Annotated in this window: 18 protein-coding genes; 13 read left to right on the plus strand and 5 right to left on the minus strand. The window is 38.4% G+C overall.

From position 1 onward, the window contains the following. Positions 1–4 precede the first annotated feature (4 nt). From clpA to SHI21_RS12750, 7 genes are all read left to right on the plus strand, one after another. Positions 5–2,368, plus strand: coding sequence for an ATP-dependent Clp protease ATP-binding subunit ClpA (gene clpA, locus SHI21_RS12720; RefSeq protein ID WP_323576972.1), 2,364 nt, complete (start codon positions 5–7; stop codon positions 2,366–2,368). A gap of 388 nt (positions 2,369–2,756) precedes the next feature. After that, on the plus strand, positions 2,757–2,942 hold the full coding sequence (locus SHI21_RS12725; protein ID WP_323576973.1) for a hypothetical protein: 186 nt from the start codon (positions 2,757–2,759) through the stop codon (positions 2,940–2,942). Between the two features lie 205 nt (positions 2,943–3,147). Beyond that, positions 3,148–4,626 (plus strand): tRNA (N6-isopentenyl adenosine(37)-C2)-methylthiotransferase MiaB, encoded by a 1,479-nt coding sequence (gene miaB / locus SHI21_RS12730; RefSeq protein WP_323576974.1) that lies wholly within the window; start codon positions 3,148–3,150, stop codon positions 4,624–4,626. A 167-nt stretch (positions 4,627–4,793) separates the two neighbouring features. Next, positions 4,794–5,405, plus strand: coding sequence for a hypothetical protein (locus tag SHI21_RS12735; RefSeq protein WP_323576975.1), 612 nt, complete (start codon positions 4,794–4,796; stop codon positions 5,403–5,405). After that, the gene (locus SHI21_RS12740) at positions 5,393–6,469 is read left to right on the plus strand and encodes an aminopeptidase (RefSeq protein WP_323576976.1); all 1,077 of its coding nucleotides are present in this window, start codon (positions 5,393–5,395) and stop codon (positions 6,467–6,469) included. The genes SHI21_RS12735 and SHI21_RS12740 overlap by 13 nt, the downstream gene beginning before the upstream one ends. A gap of 9 nt (positions 6,470–6,478) precedes the next feature. Beyond that, a complete protein-coding gene (locus SHI21_RS12745; RefSeq protein WP_323576977.1) occupies positions 6,479–7,426 on the plus strand; it encodes an ATP-grasp domain-containing protein in 948 nt (315 codons plus the stop codon). 11 nt (positions 7,427–7,437) lie between these two features. Next, positions 7,438–7,701, plus strand: a complete 264-nt coding sequence (locus SHI21_RS12750) for a hypothetical protein (RefSeq protein WP_323576978.1) — start codon at positions 7,438–7,440, stop codon at positions 7,699–7,701. Here SHI21_RS12750 and SHI21_RS12755 read toward each other — a convergent pair. The 3 genes from SHI21_RS12755 to SHI21_RS12765 all read right to left on the minus strand — a co-directional run bounded on the left by SHI21_RS12755 (position 7,698) and on the right by SHI21_RS12765 (position 10,732). Continuing rightward, complete coding sequence (locus SHI21_RS12755) at positions 7,698–9,242, minus strand: methyl-accepting chemotaxis protein (protein WP_323576979.1); 1,545 nt, start codon at positions 9,240–9,242, stop codon at positions 7,698–7,700. The two genes, SHI21_RS12750 and SHI21_RS12755, sit on opposite strands and share 4 nt — an antisense overlap. A 24-nt stretch (positions 9,243–9,266) precedes the next feature. After that, positions 9,267–9,806: a hypothetical protein gene (locus tag SHI21_RS12760; RefSeq protein WP_323576980.1), complete on the minus strand. Its 540-nt coding sequence runs from the start codon at positions 9,804–9,806 to the stop codon at positions 9,267–9,269. Positions 9,807–9,961: 155 nt separating this feature from the next. Beyond that, positions 9,962–10,732: a hypothetical protein gene (locus SHI21_RS12765; protein ID WP_323576981.1), complete on the minus strand. Its 771-nt coding sequence runs from the start codon at positions 10,730–10,732 to the stop codon at positions 9,962–9,964. A 206-nt stretch (positions 10,733–10,938) separates the two neighbouring features. Between SHI21_RS12765 and SHI21_RS12770 the strand changes: the two genes are divergently transcribed. Both SHI21_RS12770 and SHI21_RS12775 read left to right on the plus strand, forming a co-directional pair. After that, positions 10,939–11,436 (plus strand): hypothetical protein, encoded by a 498-nt coding sequence (locus tag SHI21_RS12770; RefSeq protein ID WP_323576982.1) that lies wholly within the window; start codon positions 10,939–10,941, stop codon positions 11,434–11,436. Positions 11,437–11,446: 10 nt separating this feature from the next. Next, on the plus strand, positions 11,447–11,890 hold the full coding sequence (locus tag SHI21_RS12775) for a hypothetical protein (RefSeq protein ID WP_323576983.1): 444 nt from the start codon (positions 11,447–11,449) through the stop codon (positions 11,888–11,890). Here SHI21_RS12775 and SHI21_RS12780 read toward each other — a convergent pair. Continuing rightward, positions 11,883–12,842, minus strand: coding sequence for a hypothetical protein (locus tag SHI21_RS12780; protein WP_323576984.1), 960 nt, complete (start codon positions 12,840–12,842; stop codon positions 11,883–11,885). The two genes, SHI21_RS12775 and SHI21_RS12780, sit on opposite strands and share 8 nt — an antisense overlap. Before the next feature lie 127 nt (positions 12,843–12,969). Between SHI21_RS12780 and SHI21_RS12785 the strand changes: the two genes are divergently transcribed. Further along, positions 12,970–14,424 carry an ATP-binding protein gene (locus SHI21_RS12785; RefSeq protein ID WP_323576985.1) on the plus strand — a complete coding sequence of 485 codons (1,455 nt, stop codon included), beginning with the start codon at positions 12,970–12,972 and terminating at the stop codon, positions 14,422–14,424. Here SHI21_RS12785 and SHI21_RS12790 read toward each other — a convergent pair. Then, positions 14,417–17,218 (minus strand): hypothetical protein, encoded by a 2,802-nt coding sequence (locus tag SHI21_RS12790; protein ID WP_323576986.1) that lies wholly within the window; start codon positions 17,216–17,218, stop codon positions 14,417–14,419. The two genes, SHI21_RS12785 and SHI21_RS12790, sit on opposite strands and share 8 nt — an antisense overlap. A gap of 246 nt (positions 17,219–17,464) precedes the next feature. Between SHI21_RS12790 and SHI21_RS12795 the strand changes: the two genes are divergently transcribed. From SHI21_RS12795 to SHI21_RS12805, 3 genes are all read left to right on the plus strand, one after another. Further along, positions 17,465–18,028: a hypothetical protein gene (locus SHI21_RS12795; RefSeq protein ID WP_323576987.1), complete on the plus strand. Its 564-nt coding sequence runs from the start codon at positions 17,465–17,467 to the stop codon at positions 18,026–18,028. A 29-nt stretch (positions 18,029–18,057) separates the two neighbouring features. Continuing rightward, positions 18,058–18,666, plus strand: coding sequence for an RsmD family RNA methyltransferase (locus SHI21_RS12800; protein ID WP_323576988.1), 609 nt, complete (start codon positions 18,058–18,060; stop codon positions 18,664–18,666). A gap of 97 nt (positions 18,667–18,763) precedes the next feature. Beyond that, positions 18,764–19,996 carry a pyridoxal phosphate-dependent aminotransferase gene (locus tag SHI21_RS12805; protein WP_323576989.1) on the plus strand — a complete coding sequence of 411 codons (1,233 nt, stop codon included), beginning with the start codon at positions 18,764–18,766 and terminating at the stop codon, positions 19,994–19,996. Positions 19,997–20,050: the final 54 nt, after the last annotated feature.

A 20,050-nucleotide genomic window follows, 5' to 3' on the forward strand; every position in this document is an offset into this window, starting at 1 on the left:
AATTATGTCAATTAGAGCAAGCAATTTGAGACTCGAAATCATTATCAACTCAGCAGTGATTAAAGCGAATATTTTAAGGCATGAATACCTGACTCTGGAAATCATGTTCAAGGCGATTCTGGAAGACCAGGAAGTTCGAAATATTCTAGAGAGCTGCCAAGCTGATTTAAGTGCGATGGAAAAAGAACTCGACACTTTTATCATGGACGAAACTAACTTCAGCATCCTGTCGGATGAAACGATTGAGGAGCTTTCGCGCAAGCAGTTTGCCGATGCAGAGCTTCGTGAACTGGCCCGTGAAAACGGCATCAATTACCAACCGGAAATTTCCCTGGGACTTCAACGAGTCATTCAGCGTGCTGCCATCCATGTGCAGTCGTCAGGAAAAAAAGATATTTACGGTGTAAACCTGTTAGTCGCTTTTTTCAGTGAATCTGAAAGTTTTGTTAGCTACCTTCTGGAAGCTCACAACGTTGAAAAGTTTGATGTGGTCAAACTGATCGCTCATGGAATTGATCGTCCGGTGAACTCTGAAACAACAGGCGGAATTAACGACGCCATCAGAAATGAGTTCGGCGAGATGCCGGAGAAAAAGGTTAGTGCTTTAGAAGATTACTGCACGAACTTAAACGAAGAAGTAGTACGCGGTAAAATTGATCCGATTGTAGGACGAGAGTCTGAGATCGAACGCGTCACTCAAATCCTAAGCAGAAGAAGAAAAAATAATCCGCTACTGGTCGGTGAGGCCGGAGTAGGAAAGACTGCAATCGCTGAAGGACTTGCTTACAGAATTGTTCAAGGTGAAGTTCCAGAGATTTTAAAAAACGCGATTGTTTTTAGTTTAGATTTAGCAAGCCTTCTTGCCGGCACAAAATACCGCGGGGATTTTGAGCAAAGACTAAAAAACGTGATGAAGGAATTAAAAGCATATAATGAAGAAGGAAAAAATGAGGCCATCCTCTTTATAGATGAAATTCATACGATCATGGGCGCTGGTGCAACTAGCGGCGGATCAATGGATGCATCTAATCTATTGAAGCCTGCATTAAGTTCAGGAGAACTTCGCTGTATCGGAAGTACGACTTACGAAGAATATAGAAAGTTTATTGAAAAAGATGCGGCCTTCAATCGTCGTCTGCAAAAAGTAGATGTACTTGAACCAAGTCCGGATGACACATTAAAAATTCTTCTAGGTCTAAGATCTAAATTCGAAGAGCACCATAATGTTAAATACTCTAACGCTATTGTGAAGTTAATCGTCGATCTCGCTACTAAACATATCAGCGATAGAAAAAATCCAGATAAATCTATCGATGTTATTGACGAAGTCGGAGCAATGATTAGAATCCTCCCGGAAGCAAAAAGACATTCAAACATTACGAAGAAAGATGTTGAGACAGTTATTGCGATGATGGCAAAAATTCCTAAGATGTCGGTAGCTACAGATGAGCGCGATAAATTAAGAAGCTTAAAGAGCAACCTGAAACTTATGATCTTCGGACAAGACCATGCGGTAGATAAAGTAGCGGACGCTATTTTATTATCTCGTTCTGGTTTGGGTAGTGATACAAAACCGATGGGCTCATTCCTTTTCACGGGACCTACTGGAGTTGGGAAAACCGAACTCGCAAAACAGTTGGCGCGCGAACTTGGAATTCATTTAGAGCGCTTCGATATGTCGGAGTATATGGAAAAACATTCCGTGGCCAAACTAATTGGAGCTCCTCCAGGTTATGTTGGGCACGATAGTGGCGGACAACTGACAGATGTCATGAAAAAACATCCGCATGCTGTCTTACTTTTAGACGAAATTGAAAAAGCACACCCGGATATCTTCAATATTCTTTTACAGATCATGGATCATGGAACTTTAACGGACTCTCATGGCCGTGCGACTGACTTTAGAAACGTAGTTCTCATCATGACATCGAATGCTGGTGCAAAAGAGATGGAGTCTGGTTCAATTGGACTAGGAAAAGCTCTTGGCAATCAATCATTCAAACGCGATTCAGCGATTAAAAGCTTTTTCACACCAGAATTTCGAAACAGATTGGATGCGATCGTTCACTTTGACAAATTAAGTGACACTCAAGTGCTAAAAATTGTCGATAAATTCCTCATCCAACTTGAAACGAAGCTTTCAGAAAAGAATGTTGAGCTAATTGTGACACCTGAAGCGCGTGCACATCTTGCAAAAGTTGGTTTCGATCCACAAATGGGCGCAAGACCTCTGTCGAGAATCATCGATCATGAGATCAAGAAGCCACTTTCTCATGAAATTCTTTTCGGAAAATTAGAAAAAGGTGGAAAAGTTGAAGTCACAGTTGATGAAAAAGACCAAAAAATCGTCTTTAACTTCATCGATTAGGTTAATTTTTGCCCAATTTGGACCCGGTCCCGAAATTATTTTTATGCCCCTCCGGATTTTTTTTACCCCAAAATTATTTTTTTCAGACAGGCCTTTAGGGCCTGTCTTTGTTTTGTTTCAAAAGTTATGCCCATTGTGGAAAATCGCTGAAACATCGATGAATAAAGCATTTCATCGATTATCGGTGAGATAAAAAAAGTGCATGAAAAAGTTTAAAAAGACTTTTTAGAAGGCCTGAAGACATTTTAAAAGTCTTAAACTTTAAAAAAAAAGTTAAAGTTATAAAAAAAAAATACGAAAAATAAAACATACATGTTCTTTTTTGTTTGCACGAAAATAAAAAAATGTTTATTCTAATTGAAAGAATAAAAAACTTCTGGAGGGTTTTATGGCTGTTAAGAAAGCAACAAAGAAAGCTGCAACTAAGAAAGTAGCAAAGAAAGTAGCAAAGAAAGCTACGAAGAAAGCAGTAGCTAAAAAAGCTACAAAAAAAGTAGCAAAGAAAGCGACTAAAAAAGTTGCTAAAAAAGCTACAAAAAAAGTAGCTAAGAAAGCTGCTGCTAAGAAAGCTTAATTAATTAAGTAATCAAAGTTAAAAAAGGGACCTTCGGGTCCCTTTTTTGTTTTAAGCGACCTAACTTATCTAAATCAGAATCAAAACAATCACTTAAATCATCATTCACTAATCCATTTCATTTACTTCCAACACCATTACTGTTATTTTCGCCGCTCAAATCATTATCAATTCGAGCAATAAGGCTTTTTAACAGGGTAAACTTATGGCAACAGCATCAGGTCTAGGTACTAGAGGCGAAGGTCCTCGCGAAATTATCACTATCGATCCAGTTACTGGCGAAAAAATGGTCACAATGGGGGACTTAACTTTCCCTCCACGCAAAGTTTGGATGAAAACTTTCGGATGCCAGATGAATTATCACGATTCAGATCGCATCGCTGCCCATCTTAAAGATTTAAACTTCACTAAAACGGAAGAACTAGACGAAGCGGACATGGTTTTATTCAATACATGTGCGGTTCGCGACCTTTCTAATAATAAGTTCTACTCACAATTAGGTGAGATTAAGCACGCAAAGAAGAAAAAGAATGGCCTGGTTGTCGGAATCGGCGGATGTGTGGCCCAAACGGAAGGAAAAGAACTGGTAAAAAAATATCAGCATCTGGACTTTGCTTTTGGAACTGACGTTATCGATACGATCAACGATATGGTCTTCCGTGTTTATGCCGGGGACTCAAAGTTCACGATCAATTCATGGGATCGCTCAGAAAACTTTTCGATCGAAACGAAAGTCTCTGCCGACTCTCCACAAGCATTCGTAAACATCATTAAAGGCTGTAATAAGTATTGTACGTACTGTATTGTCCCATACACACGCGGAAAAGAAAGAAGCCGTCTAATGGCCGAAGTAGTAGAGGACGTTAGAAAGCTGGTTAAGTACCAAGGCATTCAAGAGGTCACTCTTTTAGGTCAGAACGTAAACTCATACGGAAAAGAAAATGGAGAGACTCTTGCCATGCTTATTACTGAGCTGGACAAGATCGACGGCCTTGAACTGATCCGTTACACGACTTCTCATCCATACGATGTCTCTGATGAACTGATCGCGGTTCACGGAACGTCTAAAAAATTGTCAAAACACCTTCACCTTCCAGTTCAGTCAGGATCGGCAACGGTTCTAGAAAGAATGCACCGTGAATATACACCAGAGCACTACCTTGGACTTCTTGAAAAACTAAGAGCAGCTCAACCAGAGATCGTTTTATCGACAGATATTATTGCTGGTTTCGTAAACGAGACGGAAGAAGAGCACCAGGATACTTTGGATCTTCTATCAAAAGCTCAATTCGACTTCATTTACTCATACACTTATTCGCCAAGAGCTAAAACTCGCGCCGATAAAATGGAAGATCTACTTCCGGTTGATGTAAAAGGAGCGAGACTTCGCCAGATTCAGGCCCACCAATTAGATATCCAAAATAAAATTCACCAGACGATGATCGGAAAAACTTATCGCATGCTTGTGGATTCTGATGGCCACATGGGTGGTACAAAAAAATGGAAAGGGCGTACAAACTGTAACAGAATCGTCCACTTTGTTCCTGAAACCATCGAACAAGATTACAAATGGCATTGGGTTGACGTTAAAATCACGTCGGCAACTGCACTTTCTTGCCAAGGTGAGCTGGTGAAAGATCTTGGAAAGACAGCTCCTTCGTTATCTCAATCTTTACTTCAATAGCTAACTGAAAAAATGCTCCAGTGGAGCATTTTTATTAGTTTAAGTTCAAGTAAAGCAATAAATTTCGTTTTAAGAGTTCAGTTAGCAAGTACCTTCGAGGGGGAAAATCTTCCCCCTCTCAATAATAAGACTTACAAATTGATAGAATAGATCCTGAAGGGGATCCTATGAAAAATCTATTATTCGTCATGCTCGCCATATTTCCAATTTCAAGTTTTGCTATCGTGAACGAAGTCGCTTTCGACTTTGGGTACGACCGCACGGTATATGGGACTTCGAGGCAAAATAATACTGTGACCAGAAGTTATTCAGGTGTTCTTTCAACTTATATTTTCGATTACACCGCTATCGACTTAAGTGCTTCACGCACTCAGGATACTACTTCAGAAAATGAACGTTATACTGTGGCGACCGGAATTGATTTAGTCGGCCAGCAAAACCGTGTTCGTTCCTCTGTTTATGGAATCGGGCTTAAGCAAATGTTTGCTCCAAGAACGGCCAGACTTATTCCTGGTATCTCGGTGGGGTATGCAAAGCAATTTTTAGACTATGAATCAGATGTTACAGTTGAAGATACAGTTTCCAAAGCTCGCTTGAAGATCAATAATGGTACTAAGAAGCAAAGAATCGATTCAGTATTCGGAACTTTTTCACTCCAATTAAGAATGACTGAGAGATTATCTTTAAAAGGATCTGTTAAGACATTATTTCCGGCCTTCGAAATGGATAAAGCGCGCGATAACGTTAAATATGCATTCGGCTTTTCATGGGTATTTTAAAAAAAGTATTAAAACTTACTATTCTTGTGACTCTACTTCTGACCTTTGGGGTGAGTTGCGCTAAATTTAATTATCTCTACGAGCAGGGAATGGGGCAGATGGCGCTGCTTTCGACCGGAAAAGATAATAAAGATGTCCTAAAAAACGTCCGAGTGTCAAAAACTCAGAAAGAAAAAATCAAAAAGATCGAAGAACTCAAAAAATACTTCTATAGATACTGGGAAAAGAAAGAAACCAGGATTTATTCTCAGACAACAATGCTCAAGCAGAGGGCCGTTACCTATCTTGTCATTGTTTCGCCTCATCAAGAAATTAAAGCAATGGATAATTGCTTTCCACTCATGGGATGTTTTCCTTATTTAGGATTTTTTAATTTAAATTCGGCCAAACAATTTGCTAAAGAGCAAGAAGTTGAAGATATGGTGACCTGGATTCGCCCGGTTTATGCTTATTCAACATTAGGCTATTTTACTGACACCATTCTTTCTTCGTTTTTTGAATATGATGATTACGAATTATCAGAGCTTATTTTTCATGAACTCTTCCATACGATCTTTTTTGTGAAGAATCAGGTCGATCTAAATGAAAACTTAGCAATGTATTTTTCAGAGCACATGCTGGAGCAGTATTACATTTCTATTAATCAAACAGAGTATATGAAGTTTGAGCAGAAAAAAGATGCGGACAATAAACAGATCAAAACTTTAGTGGTTCATTTAGCTAGCGAATTACAGAATCTATATAAGAGCCTTCTGCCAAAAACCAAAGAAGAATCAGATGCTATTTTAAATGAGTTTCTAGAAGACAGATTTAAAGTTGAGGTTATGAAAAAGTGCCAAGCACTGGATATACAGCCTAAAGATTGTTTCCCTCTTGAACGTAAATGGAATAACGCAAGTTTCGCTGCCTTTTTAACCTATGAGAAGAAGTCTAATGACCTGGCAAGTCTTCAAAAAAAGCTTGGGCTTGATTTAAAAGGCTACTATAATTGGATTGCTAAGAAGTACGATGATTTCCTCGAGCAAGATGAGGAAAAAGACTTCGAGGTGTTCCTCTTTAAATAGGTCAATCTCATGAAACACATTCTCTTTATCGATCCCATTGAAAAACTAAATCCAAAAAAAGACAGTACTCTAATGCTTGCTACGACAATGAAAGAGCAGGGAATTGAAGTTTATCTTCTTTTTGAAAAAGACTTTTATGTTTCAAATAAAGCAAAGAGCATCCTGAAGCTTTATAATTTTGAGTCGCACTTCTATGAAGATGGCGCTTATTTAAAGTCATTCGAGCTAAAAGAGTCGGTGAGTTTAGAACTACACAAAAATGATATGATTCACATGAGGATTGATCCTCCTTTCGATACTAGATACCTTCGTTACCTTTGGATGCTTCGTTATTACACGCTTCAAGGGATTAAAGTTGTGAACTCACCAGATGGGATTTTACGATTTAACGAAAAACTTCACGCTTATACTCAGAAATCTTCACTTGAATCTTACGTTGGAAGCAGCGTGGACGGATTCATGCAGTTTGTGGAGATCATGAAGAAGGATCATCAGGAACTTATTCTAAAACCGCTGGATATGTATCAAGGTTTTGGAGTTGAGAAAGTTTCGATCAATGATGCTAATTTAGCTTTTAGATTTGAAGAAAAAGTAAAAGAGAATAATGGAGCTATCGTAGCGCAGCCGTTTTGTGCTGATGTTGTGAATGGTGAGATTAGATCGCTTTATTTTAAAGGAAAAGAGCTGGGATCGATTTTAAAAGTTCCGAAGAAAGGGGAGTTCCTGGCGAATATTGCTCAAGGGGCGGCCTTTCATGCGATTGAGTTAACTCCAGCGATGAAGAAAGAGTGTGATGATATTTGTGCTGAGCTGATGGCCGAAGGTGTGGACTGGGTTGCTTTTGATATTATGGGGAACCATGTGTCGGAGATCAATATTACTTGTCCGGGGTTGTTGGTTGAAGTGAGTTTTGCGCATAAGAAGAATTTTGGGTTGGATATTATCAAGGCGCTTTAGGATACTTTTAATTGATGGCTTTTTATATAAAATATTTAATTTCATTTGTGATGGTTCCATTGGGAATTTGGATTGTTGGAAAAGATTTAAAGAAGCATGACCAAATTATGAAAGACCTTAAAAAAGAATTAAGGGAAGAGGAATCAAGGAAAAATTTATTAATGCCTTACCGAAGAAGCATCGCTGCTGCAGGAGGAATTATTATTATTGTTGGCTGCAAGTTTTTTTATCAAGGAACAACCGATGTTCTAAGATTAATCGGCTGGATTGATTAGCTGGCCTTATTTCCATCAAGCATAGTCATTAATTCATCCACAACTTGCCCAAGCGACTCAGACTGCTCGCCAAGTTTAGCTGACATTTGCTGCGATTCCTGCGCCACTCTCTGACTATTATTAGCAACATCATTCAACTGAAGCATCGATTTATTCACTTCTTCAATCCCTTTACTTTGCTCTTGGGTTCCATTGTTAATTTCTTCTAAAATACTGCAAATATTCTCTGATTCAGCACTGATCTGATCGAAGATGATATTGCAATTTTCAGCGTTTCTATTTCCTTCAACAATCGTATCTTTTCCACTCTCCACGATCGTTATCATCGAAGATTGTGAGTGCTTTACGATGTCATTAACTCTTTGAACACTTGAATTGAGAAGCTTTGAAATCTCATCAGCAGACTGGCCACTCATCACGGCAAGTTTACCAATTTCTTCCGCAACAACTGCGAATCCTTTTCCATTTTCTCCAGCGCGAGCGGCTTCAACAGAAGCATTAAAAGACAGGAGTTTTGTCTGGAAAACGATGTCATTGATGACTTTCGTTTTATCATCGATATCTTTAATAACTGCGATTACTTCAGCAAACTCAGCATCATTTCTATTGATCTGATCAATCATGTGTTTATTAGAGTCGCTAATCTGATTTATTGATTTAATCATCTGAGAAATCGCTGATTTTCCTTCTGTGATTTTCGTCTGACTTTGTTTGGCGTTTTTAGTAGAGATCATAACGTTGTTGCGGTTAATTTCTGTCATAGACGAAATCTCTTGAACCGCTTGAGATGTTGCCTGAATACTCGCATTCTGGTGATTCGATGACTCCGATAAGAAGTCACTTGTTGTTCCTACTTTCGTAGAGGTTTCATGGAGAGTAGAGGTACTTCCATTTAATTTTTCTGAGATCTGCTTTAGTACCTGAACCAGTCCTTTTCTAAATGAAAGACCACCTAGGATGATCACAAAAATCATGAAGGCACTTGAGGCAATGATAGCAATTTTTAACTGTAGTGCTTGCTCTTGAGATTTTTTAATTGAAGCTTCGGCGTCTTTTTTGATAGTTTCGCCACGAGCTTCCAGTTCTGTCATTGATTGAAGATAAATGGGACTTACATCCTGAATAAAGTATTCAATCGCTTCGGCCGTTTTTCCCAGAAGTATTTTTTTGTCGATAAGTTCAGTTACTTTCTCCTGATATTGTTTATCGAGTGCGGCTACTTTTTGGCAGTCAAAACGACATTTTTCGATATCACCTGAAACTTCTTTGATTTTGTCTTTGATCTTAATAATTGAAGCTTCAAGAACGTCCGGGTCTTTCTCGGTTAAAAGAGGTGAGAGACCTGATTGAACTGAAGAGATATCGATAGAAAGCTCAATAATGCTTGTGCTACTTCCAGTGCCCTCTTCAGTAGCAGCAAGAAGTTCATTCATATTTTTCTGAATGTAGATCACGGTAAAAAGAGATGAAAGGAAGCTAAGTAATACAACTCCAAAAACAATAAATAATAAATATTTCTGTAATCCAAATTTCTTAAGCATCTTTCATCTCTGTGAGTGTTCTAATTATTTAAGTTTCGTAACTGAAAATCCAACAACCATTGATCCGATCGCTTTACCACCGTCCATAACTGGAACAGCGACCTGAACACTTTTTAGTCCAGTAGAGTCGTCCATTTCAACAGATCCTTGCCATACCTTACCGGCCATTGGATCGTCGTGTTTTGGTTTTCCTTTGTGTGACCAGTTTGATGTTTTAGATAAGAACGCAACTTTTGTTCCGTCAGCAGCATTAACAAACATCTCTGTCGTCATTTCAGTTTTTTTAGATTTTAAAAATTCAGCTAGAGGATTCTTGCTGAAGTAACGTACTTTTGGATCAAGAACAGGAAGGTCTTTCCACTTATCCTGAGTCATGTCTTTATAGTCTGCAAGAGCTGTCGCGTTTACAGCTTTAACTGCTTCAACAACTTTTGGATCAGATCCCATTTTTTTTAGTTCTTCTACTTTAGCTGCAAGAGCAGTTGTTTGCTCTGGTGTAAGTGCTTCAGCAAAAGCGCTCGTTGCAAGAAACGTCGTTAGCATAACGCTCAAGAAAAATTTCATGATGACTCCTATTAGATTAGAAAGGTTGCAGGCTTATCGAGATAAATTTAAGGAACTGTTTAGCAGTGGAGTAGATTGAGACAAAATTAAGGTATTTAAATAAAAAAAAGAGAGGATGAACCTCTCTTTTTATATTCGTAATTTTTTTTGATTAACTATGGAAGGTCGTAAGTTGAATCAGTCGAGTATTCAAGTGTAATCCCTGCACAGCTTGTAAGTGCATCTGGGTAAGCTGAAGAAACAACCAGTGGGATACTTCCCCAATATGTTCCAGCAGTACATGCAGCTTTTTCGTTAGCAGATAATGATCCGTAAGCAGCATTACATCTATGGTCAGTTGCAATACCTACAACTTCTAAAATGTATGGTTCAGTTGTTCCACCAGGAATTGAAAGCGCTGTTTTTGTAGAGTAAGCACCAACCTTCGCAGTAATTTCTTTATAAGTTGTAATTGAATCGATCGTTCTTCTTAACATTAAATAAACTTTCACTCTGGTAAAATTGTAGGCCATTGGACCTGAACATAATCTTCCTTGTGCTGAACGTGCATTCGCGTTTGGATATGAAGGTTTAATTCTTACTTTAAAAGTAGCATCAGTGACAAAGCTGTTTTGAGAGTATGTGCTTGGAAGACTTGTTCTAGAAGACCATAAAACAGGTCCGATAGAAACACCTGTACTCGTCGAAGTTCCACTTAGGGTAAAAGTAGGAATGTCAGATCTATAACAAGAAGTTGCATCAGCTCTATAAACACCATCACATCCATCTAGTGTCTGGTTTCCTGTACTAAGATCGATTGTCCCAGTACCAGTAGAAGAATTACTAGTTGAACTCGATTTTTTATTAGTCGAAGTTTTCTGCTGGCAACCAACGGCCATCATCAAAACTAAGGTCATAAAAAGCGATGTCTTCATTAAATTTTTCATAAAATATTCCTGCCTATTAAGGTCACTCTTGATACTAATCGACCGTTTCAGTAAATTTCTTGAAAATTAAATGTATCTTAAGCTTATTTGATCTTACTCTTGTTGTAAGGGCTTGAATCCACGTCGGCGTCCTAGTTGTAAACAATTTGGGACAGGAGTAGAATATAGAGATCGGGACCAAGGACTGGCCGATTCAAGAATGAGACATGAAAACTTTAGAACTCGAAAAACTAATCCAAAATTTAAGCACTGAACTTTACAGCTTCGCTTTTATTTTGATCCCAGACGACCTTCAGGCAACACAACTGATGATTGATTCAGTTAGCGCATTTATTATTCAGAAGAGAACTCTGATTGATAAGTGGAGTTCTACGAGTGAGTCGGAACTGGTTCACAATTCTAAAGATATCAAAATCCATCTTTATAGATCAATGTATGAACTTGCAAAAAAGCGCTACAACCAATTGCGTATGAGTTTTAAATCCATCGAAGACAATTCGGGATTTTTTGCTCTGGAATTTGATGATAAGGCAGCTCTATTTTTAAAAGAGAGAACTGACTTTCCCATGGATGTAATAGAATTTATTTTGGGACAATCGCGCGGCGAAGTCCTGGCACACTTATACTCAGCTCGTATTAAAATGGTCAACAATGTACCAGCTCATTCTGAAGCAATTCAAAATGATGTTAGAAACCACAACTAAGGATTAATGATTGGATAGGCGTAACGTTCAGGTTTTATCAGCTTCTGGAAATTCACTTAAATCTTGTATACACACTAAAAGCATTTTCTCTTTAATTGATCTTGATTTCGAAGACGAAGCTTTTGTCAGCATTAACAAACATGCAGACAAATGCGAAGCATGTAGTACGGCACTAAAGAATTTTGAACTACAAAATCAACAAGCGACATTTTTCATTCCTAAACCTCAGATTGATGCTGATACAAAAGCGTCTTTTGAGAGGGAAGTGCACGATGTGTTCAGAGTTTTTGAACTCAATGAAAAAGAGCAACTGCGTTTAAAAATCAAAAAGAAGATTAAGAATATCGATACAGCAGGTACTGAATTTCTAAAAAACTTAAGCTCAAAAAACATGATCAAGACCTACGTACTTGGATTAATGCTTTTTGTGGTTCTAAGACAATTCTTTAGTTAATTTGTAATTGATAAAAAATTGAAAATTGCTTGCGGTTTTTTGTAAAAACCTTAGGTGGATTGGGCTGAGTTAACTGCTTTAGAGTCTCTTCAAAGAAGTAGTGAAGGTCATCGTTCTCAGACGACTTAATAATCTTCACTGTCACAATATTTCCATTCTCATCGTAGTCGATTTTCCCAATGAGTAAGTGCTTTTTATCGAAGACACTGGCAAGACCTGGTCTTTCGATCACGATCTTTTCATAGTTAGCATAAATTTTTGAAAAGTAATTTTGGTAGCTTCTTACATAAAAAGAGTAATAGGCCTTCTCATCAGAGTTTAACTCATCTTCTGAAACACCTTCTGGTCTCTCATAGCGGATTTCGAAATTTGAAATTCTATCTGTCGCTTTATTTTGTGGGGCCGTGAAGTTTTTAGCGGCCTGAGTTTTTAAAATTTCCTGCTCTGCCGAAGGACGAATGACTTTTTCAGCTCGTGGATTAAAGTAAAAATGGCCTGGATCTGTTGAAGGAGTTGCTCCTAAAAGTTTCTGTGCCATTGGGTTTTGTGGCTTGAGAGTTGGCGGCTCAATCGGTTTTTTTGCCATTTCGGGTTTAGGTAAAACGGGTGCAAGTTTTTCCAAAGACAGGGCCGGGGCCTGACCTGGACTTCCTTTTTGAGCTTTTGACGGAGGTGGACTCGGACGTTTGATGGCAAGATCCGGTCGCTGCAAATCTTTTTTTCCGTTCTTAATTCCCACACGTCTGATCTTTTCAACTTCACTTTGATTAATAAAATCAATCTTATCTAACTTAATTGGACGAGTTTCTGTCTTCGCAATCTTTGAAAGCAAGGCCTTGTACTCGGAATTATTTAAATCACTGTGAACAAAGGAAAGAATTGCCGCATGGAGGATAAGTGCAGCAAGAAGGGCGTAGTAAAATTTAGATTTAGAATCGGTATTCCTGATCATTTCGATATCTTACAACTTCCTCCTAGGAAAACACAGGTATTTTTATCCTATATGTTGACCGAAATTCGGGGGGGAGTAGAATTATAGAGGGCGAGAATGTCCTAAACTTTGCAAGGATTGCAATTTCATGAAAAAGCTAATTAATGTTCTGGAAAATAAGAGAAGCATCGCAGGCCTTTTTATATTGGCAGGATTGATCTTCACTACATACAGCATTCAAGAAAATTCCGGACAGGTGAAACGTCTTACAAATTTTGAAAGTGGAATTCAAACTTGTTTTACAAGAGTGAATCAAACATACACTGCCAATCTTTTAGGTGACACAACATCCACTTACCTTACACAAAATTTCCAAAATTTAACTGAAGAGTGCCTTGCAGAAGGAATTTTAACAGTTGAAAATTCTTTCCAGAAAGAGCTTTCGGGAACAGCAAAACTTCTAAGCAACCTTGCTTCTAACGTTCACTGGTTCCATGAAGATATCCTTGCACCAAACGGAGCAAAAAATTTTGCTGCTAACGCGGGGGCAAGAGATGTTGGGTCTCGTTTTGAAAAAATCGAAACGACTAAAGATGAAATTTTAGAATCGACAAACACTTACAAAACTCAGATAACTAATTCACAAAACGTACAAAAGAATTTTTTCTTCATCTCAGCGACTCTTTTAGTTATACTAATGATTGCTGAATATATGGGACTGACTCGTCGTCGCCTTTCAAACAATGCTCGTGAAAACGAAGCTCACGCTGAACTTCTTAATAATGGGGGAGGAGCGAGTGTTAAGGTTGGCGAAATTATCAGAGTGGCCCTTGAACAAAACAACCTGATGAACTGCTCTAAGCTTTTCTCAAACTTTCATGCTTATGCTATTTCGGAAAAGGGTAGAAATAAAATGTCTCTGGAAACTTTAGTGACTCCAATGGGAGTCGACTCTAAAAAAGCGGCCTTCACGATTGATAAAATCTGGGAAGACGACTCGATCGGTGTTTCTGCAGATAATACTGCGGCCATCAAACTTCATAACATCAATCTTGAGAGTATGAGCTCAAACGTAGTTGATTTACTTGCTGAGAAACTATTCTCACAAGGTGTGCAAATCGATATGAATATCTCTGAGACGCTGGAAGTATGTGCTCGTCAGGAAGAACTAGAGCAAACTCTATTTCATTTATTCTCATACGCTATCAATTCAACTCAATCATCTAATAATGGTGAGAAGAATATCTCAGTTTTCGCTCATAAACTGGGTGACGTTGTGGCCTTCGATCTTATCCACTCAGGTGGCGGATTTGAAGAAGCAATCCTTAAACAAAGAGTTGGTTTAGGAGATACAGGGACGGCCCTGGATCTTGACCTTCAAATTTGTCAGTCATTATTAAATGAAGTTCAGGCAAAAATCCAACTGGATAACAAGCTTGATCAGAATGGAGATGTGATTGGTGGACGAGTAAAAATCATCTTTAAAGCAGCTGTCGCTTCTACTGAAACAGGTATTAATCAGGGACGTCTGGTTGATTTAAAAGTGGGAAGTAAAAAAGAAATTCTGGCGGCGATGTCATCAGAGTCTAGTTCAACTATCTAGAAACCTCAGATCTTAAAATATTAGCAATCAGCTCTTCTGATTCTTTCAGAAGGGCAGTTTGTGTTGTCTTTAAATTCTCAAAACTTTTTGTCGTTTCAAGTAAATCTTTAATCGTTGGAACTTTAAGGTTTAGTAGAATATCAGCGATCTTAATCCCATTAGCAGTCTGAAGAATAAACTTAATGAAATGAATCATTACAGCTGTTGAATGAAGATGAATAACGTCTTTATCCTGGTTTTTGAATACCAACACAGACATATCATCAGTCGTTAAAATCTTCATGCTTGTAAGCGGAAGTTGAAGATCCTGATTGTTTTTAATCTTATATTCAACGTAAACGTCGTCATTTTTTGGATAAATGGCATACGACTTAAGCTTCATCAGTTCATTGGAAATAAGTGGATTACTGAAGTTATAGCTTTGTGGTTTTCCGTCTTCCAGCTCTTCAACCAAAGTCTTCACTTGTAATTTAAAGTGCGAAACAAGGCTTAAAAGATGCCAAGGATAAACCTTAGAGTGTTCTGCAACCTGATTTTTTACAGCGTTGAATTTCGATCTTAATTCATCCGGGTGGAAGTTTCTTAGATCGTTTGTATCCAGGTCTAAAAAGTTAAACTGAGTTTTCAAGTTAGCTGGCATGAACTGAGTTGAAGCAAAAAAGTTCGGAACTAAAAGTGATCTTAGTTTTGCTTTTAATTTTGCCGGCCCATCACTTAATTGAAGTTGAATGATCTGGTGACCTAACATTGAAGAGAAGTACTCTCTGAAAACGTTAAGGTTGATTGCCGGGTGCTTTGGAATTAATCCAAAATAGTAATAGAAAGCTGTTCCGTATTGGTTGAGCTTTCCTCTGTAGGCATCGATCGGTGAAAGTTCAATTTTCACGTCCATCGGGTCGTTTTGGTTAACGATTAATAGAAGAGGGTATTGTCTTTCAGGTCCTGATTTAAGGCCTAATAGAGACGCTGATATACTTTGTTTTTCAGCATTGAAGTCATCGTGAGCGATCAATTCAATATTGAAGAAAGTGTCTAGTGATGTAGAGCTTTTTGTCAGGTTCTTGAAGAAACTAGGGTGTGGAAGATGTCCTGCATCTTTGCTTGCTACTGAAGAAACTAATTTTCCGTCCATGATAGCGTCAGTGTGGAATTCAAAGAAAATATCTTTTTCAATTTCATTAACGAAGATCGGAGACGTGATTGGGTTTTTGTTTTTAATAAAAGTCTGAAGCTCTTCAACCAGTTTATTGAACTTGTTGAATCGTGTCAGGTTACCGCGGAATTCAAATGATAGACATGTCTCTTTCATTTTGCGGTTCACTTCAAACAGGTGTTTGTTTAAAGCTGGTTCAGCTGTTCTTCTTGTTAATACGTAAGCGTAATGAGCGATTTCGCCCTTACCTTTTAGCTCTTCCATATTCAGACTTGCTTCGACTTTAAAGTCTTTTAAAAGCTGCTCAACACGGTCAGAGTGTGATGGAACAAAGAGTTTTTGGTTTGTGAAAACGTAAACGATCGCATCTTTTTTCAGGTAAGCTTTTTGGGCCTGGATCTGTTGAATTAAAAAGTGGTGCGGGTTCGTTTTTGGAAGCTCAGTCAGGTTTAAAACAATACGGCTATAAAGTGTATCGTTTGAAGAAGGAATCTCACCAAGGTTAAAAAACGATGGTTGAGCAAGACCGTCATCCGGTGAGTTCTTATATTTTTCGCGCATGATTTTACAAATGAACGGGATGATCTCGTATTTGTGTTCAGCTGCGATTCTTGTAAGGAAACTTAGGAATTGAAGTTCCTGGCAGATCTTTAAGAACTGACCATCGATAAATTCCAGTCCTTCGAACTCTGGACAAATTAAATTGTTCCATTGAGAAATTTTAACGTTGGTATCCTGAGCAAGCCAGTGAGACAGGGCCATCGATGAAACGTGGTTTCCTGCAAAACGTGTGTTGATTGTTTTTGGAAGAACACACAGTTTCTCATTCGAGAACATTTTCTTTTGGCTTTTGCTTTCTGGTTTTAACCATGTCGGGAACTTGATTAACAGTTCGTTAACTAATAAACCGAATGATAAGTGAGAAAGCGAGTGAGAGTAGTTTCTGATCGAGTAAATCTTATCGTCTTTTGGTGTAGAGATAATTTTAATTAATTCAGTTAACGTCACACCTTCGAAAGCGTCTTTTAATTTTAATAGTGAATCTTTGTACTCATTTGTCGGACGGTACCAGCTGTACTGGTTGATCTGAAGTGAATCGCAAAGAAGTTCAGTTGAACTGTCTTTAACAAAGATTTTCCCTAAGAACGACAGTGGGTTCATCAGAACGTCTTCAGTAACATTCAAGCGGTGTTCTTTAGCTAAATCCATAATGAATTTAATTCTAAATAAATAAATCGCTACAGCTCTGAAGCAGTGAACTTTTAAAAAGTCGTCGATAGATTTTTTAAGGGGAGAAGTCTCATCCTGAACGTGCAGCCAGAAATCCTGGTGCTGAGTCAGCAGACTTGTATCTAGTTTGGCGTACTCAGCAAAATGCAAAAATTCATTGTAAGTTTGCAGCTTCATCGACTTGCTTGTTGAACAAGTTTTTTTAAATAAGGCCTGAGCATCAATTGAAAGATTGCTTAAAGAATTTTTGATGACGATTGCCGAAGCAGTGATCAGGCCTTCGCCTTTCCAGCCCGGAATAAAAAATTCAGAAGGATTAAACTGGGCAATAGTCGACGTCTCATCACGAAGTGATGACGTTTGGCCTGCTTCCGGCCATGACTGTTGTGGTTTAACGTTGTTGTAATCCAACTTTTTAATCCTAAAAAATAACCAACCAAATTAATTTGTTTTTGGCATAAAATAGTTACAAAACTGAAACCGGAAGTCATGGAAAAAATTCATTTTTTGAAGATTTTTTTCAATATAAGCCTAAGGATTTACTGGGATATGAGAAACATCTAAAGAACTCTACAAAGTTGGTCGATAAGTTGGCAATAAACCCGCATTAAATGCGTAGTTTCATTAGTGGTTTTTTGTTTTTTACGAGGGGCGTCTATGGACGATATTTTTGACGATGTAGATTCAATTTTAGATGGCGACGTTTCTTCTGAAGAGGAAACAACGAACTTTAATGAATCAGAACTTCACGACATTATGTCTGAAATTGAAGACCTCGAAAAAGAATTCGAAGCTGAAGATGTGCCTATGACTCTTCAAGAAAAAATCGATGCAGAGTTGGCGATGGAGCTTGAAGAAGCAGCATCTGAAACATCAGCTGTCGTTGAAGCGACTCCTCTTGCAGAAGTCGTAGAGACTAAAGCGCAGGTTCTTGCTTTCGAAAAAGTAGCGCCAGTTGCAGTGGCGACACCATCAACAAATACATCATCAGGCGTGAGTTTTGCGGCCCACGGTCAAATGAGTCTGAATCTGGATTTCATGGTAGGGCAGGAAACTGCAAAGCTTACTATCGATCCGGTGAAAGGCCTTGTAGTTACTTTATCTGGCGTTGAGCTTTGTATCAGCGAAGATTCGGGATGCACTGTCTCGATGGAAAATGGAATGAAATTTACTATTCCGCTGACTTCATCTGCAAATTCTACTAAAAAGAAATCAGCTTAATTTCTTTTTAGTGGAGCATAAGAGCTAAAGTGAGTATAAAAATTCTAGGTGGGTTCGCCCGCGGCCAGATTCTTGACGTTCCAAAGGGTGATTTGATTCGCCCGACATCTATCATGCTCAGAAGAAGAATTTATGATTTTTATCAAGACTTAGGTGATGTCACTTTTGTTGATTTATGTGCTGGTTCCGGAGCGATGGCGTTTGAAGCGTGGTCGAGAGGGGCAAAGCGAGTTTTTATCAATGAAGTGAACCGTCATGTTCTAAAAATTTTAGAAGAAAATAGAGAGAATTTACTGGTTCGCAATCACCATAAAAAAACTGGCGAGATCCACTGTTCATATTTTCCGGCAGAGAAATGGATCAAAACTTTTCGAGCTGAATATGAAAAATTTAGTGAAGCCGAAAAAGGTGAGACGGTTATATTCTTAGATCCTCCTTACTCAGAAAAACATATTTATTTAGATATCGTAAAATTCCTCAAAGAAGAGTCTTGGTATTTTGGTCAACTTTGGATTGAATCAGATCCTAAAAAAGGGTTGAGTCAGGCGCAGATAAGTGAGTTGGGACTTACTCCTGCTAAGGTTTACGAACAAGGCGATAACTTCATCTACGTGACAAATTTTCCACAACAAACCTAAAAAATGCGTTAGCATTTTTACTAGTGATAAAAAAAGGATGAGTCTGACTGCTTTTTTAAGAGTTAGGTTTGTCTCTCTACTAGTTTGAAGGAATTGTATGGAATTGAGCTCTCGTGTAAAAGGCATGGCCGAAAGTGTAACTTTAAAACTCAACTCAAAAGCAGTTGAGCTAAGTGAAGCTGGAGTGCAGGTCTACAATCTGACAGCAGGACAACTTCCATTCCGTCCACCACAAGGTTTTTTAGATGCCATCAGAGATGAACTCGACTTTTTAAAGTCGTATCAATACAGCCCTGTTGCAGGCTTCGTCGATCTTAGAAAAAAAATCGTTCACCACATTGAAGAGACTCGCGGAATTAATTTTTCAGCAGCTGAGCTTGATGGTGAAGCTTTTGATTGTGTTATTTCTAACGGTGCCAAACACTCGATCTCAAATATTTTAGGTGCCATTGTTGATCCAGGAGATGAAGTCATTATCATCGCACCTTACTGGATTTCTTACCCTGAAATGATCAAGTTCTGCAGGGGAGTTCCGGTTATTGTTCAATCATCAATCTTTGATGTTTTTACACCGCCACTTCAAGAAATTAGAAAAGCTATTTCAGAAAAAACCAAAGCAATCATCATTAATAGCCCGAACAATCCAGCTGGTGTTCACTACTCAAATGAGTGGATGAGTGACTTCGCTGATTTACTTTTAGAGTATCCACATGTGGCCGTGATCAGTGATGAAATTTATTTCGAAGTTTGTTATTACGATCCAAAACCAACATATTTTTATCAGAAAAAACCTGAACTATTAAAGCGCACAATCATCGTTGACGGGATCTCAAAGGCCTTCGCTTCAACAGGTCTGCGTATCGGATATTGTGTTGGACCGAAGAATATTTGCAAGGGGATCGAGAACCTTCAAGGACAGTTAACCAGCAGTGCAAACTCACTGGTTCAACGTGCGATGATGAGTTACAACTTCGCCAACTCATCTCAGTTTTTAATTCCAGTTAAAGATCACTTGAGAGACAACGCGACGATTATTCGCGAAAAATTAAAAGATAACAATCTGATGAAATGCTGGTATCAGCCGACTTCAGCTTTTTATTTCATGATCGATTTCACTCAGACACCAGTCTTTAAAAAATACCAAATCGATAAAAACGACAAGACAGACTACGCAGTAAAAATCTGTGAAGACATGTTAAATAGTTTGGGTGTCGTCATAGTTCCAGGGACAGATTTCGGAATGATGAATTCCGCTCGAATTAGTCTGGTACTGCATAAGGAAGTGTTTTCAGAGGCGATTACGAAGATCGTGCACTTCCTGAATCACTAAAGACGGAGAAATATTCCCCTAATATCATGTTGTGCCCTGTGAAGGCATAATATT

The organism is Bacteriovorax sp. PP10, assembly GCF_035013165.1.
Lineage (GTDB): Bacteria > Bdellovibrionota > Bacteriovoracia > Bacteriovoracales > Bacteriovoracaceae > Bacteriovorax > Bacteriovorax antarcticus.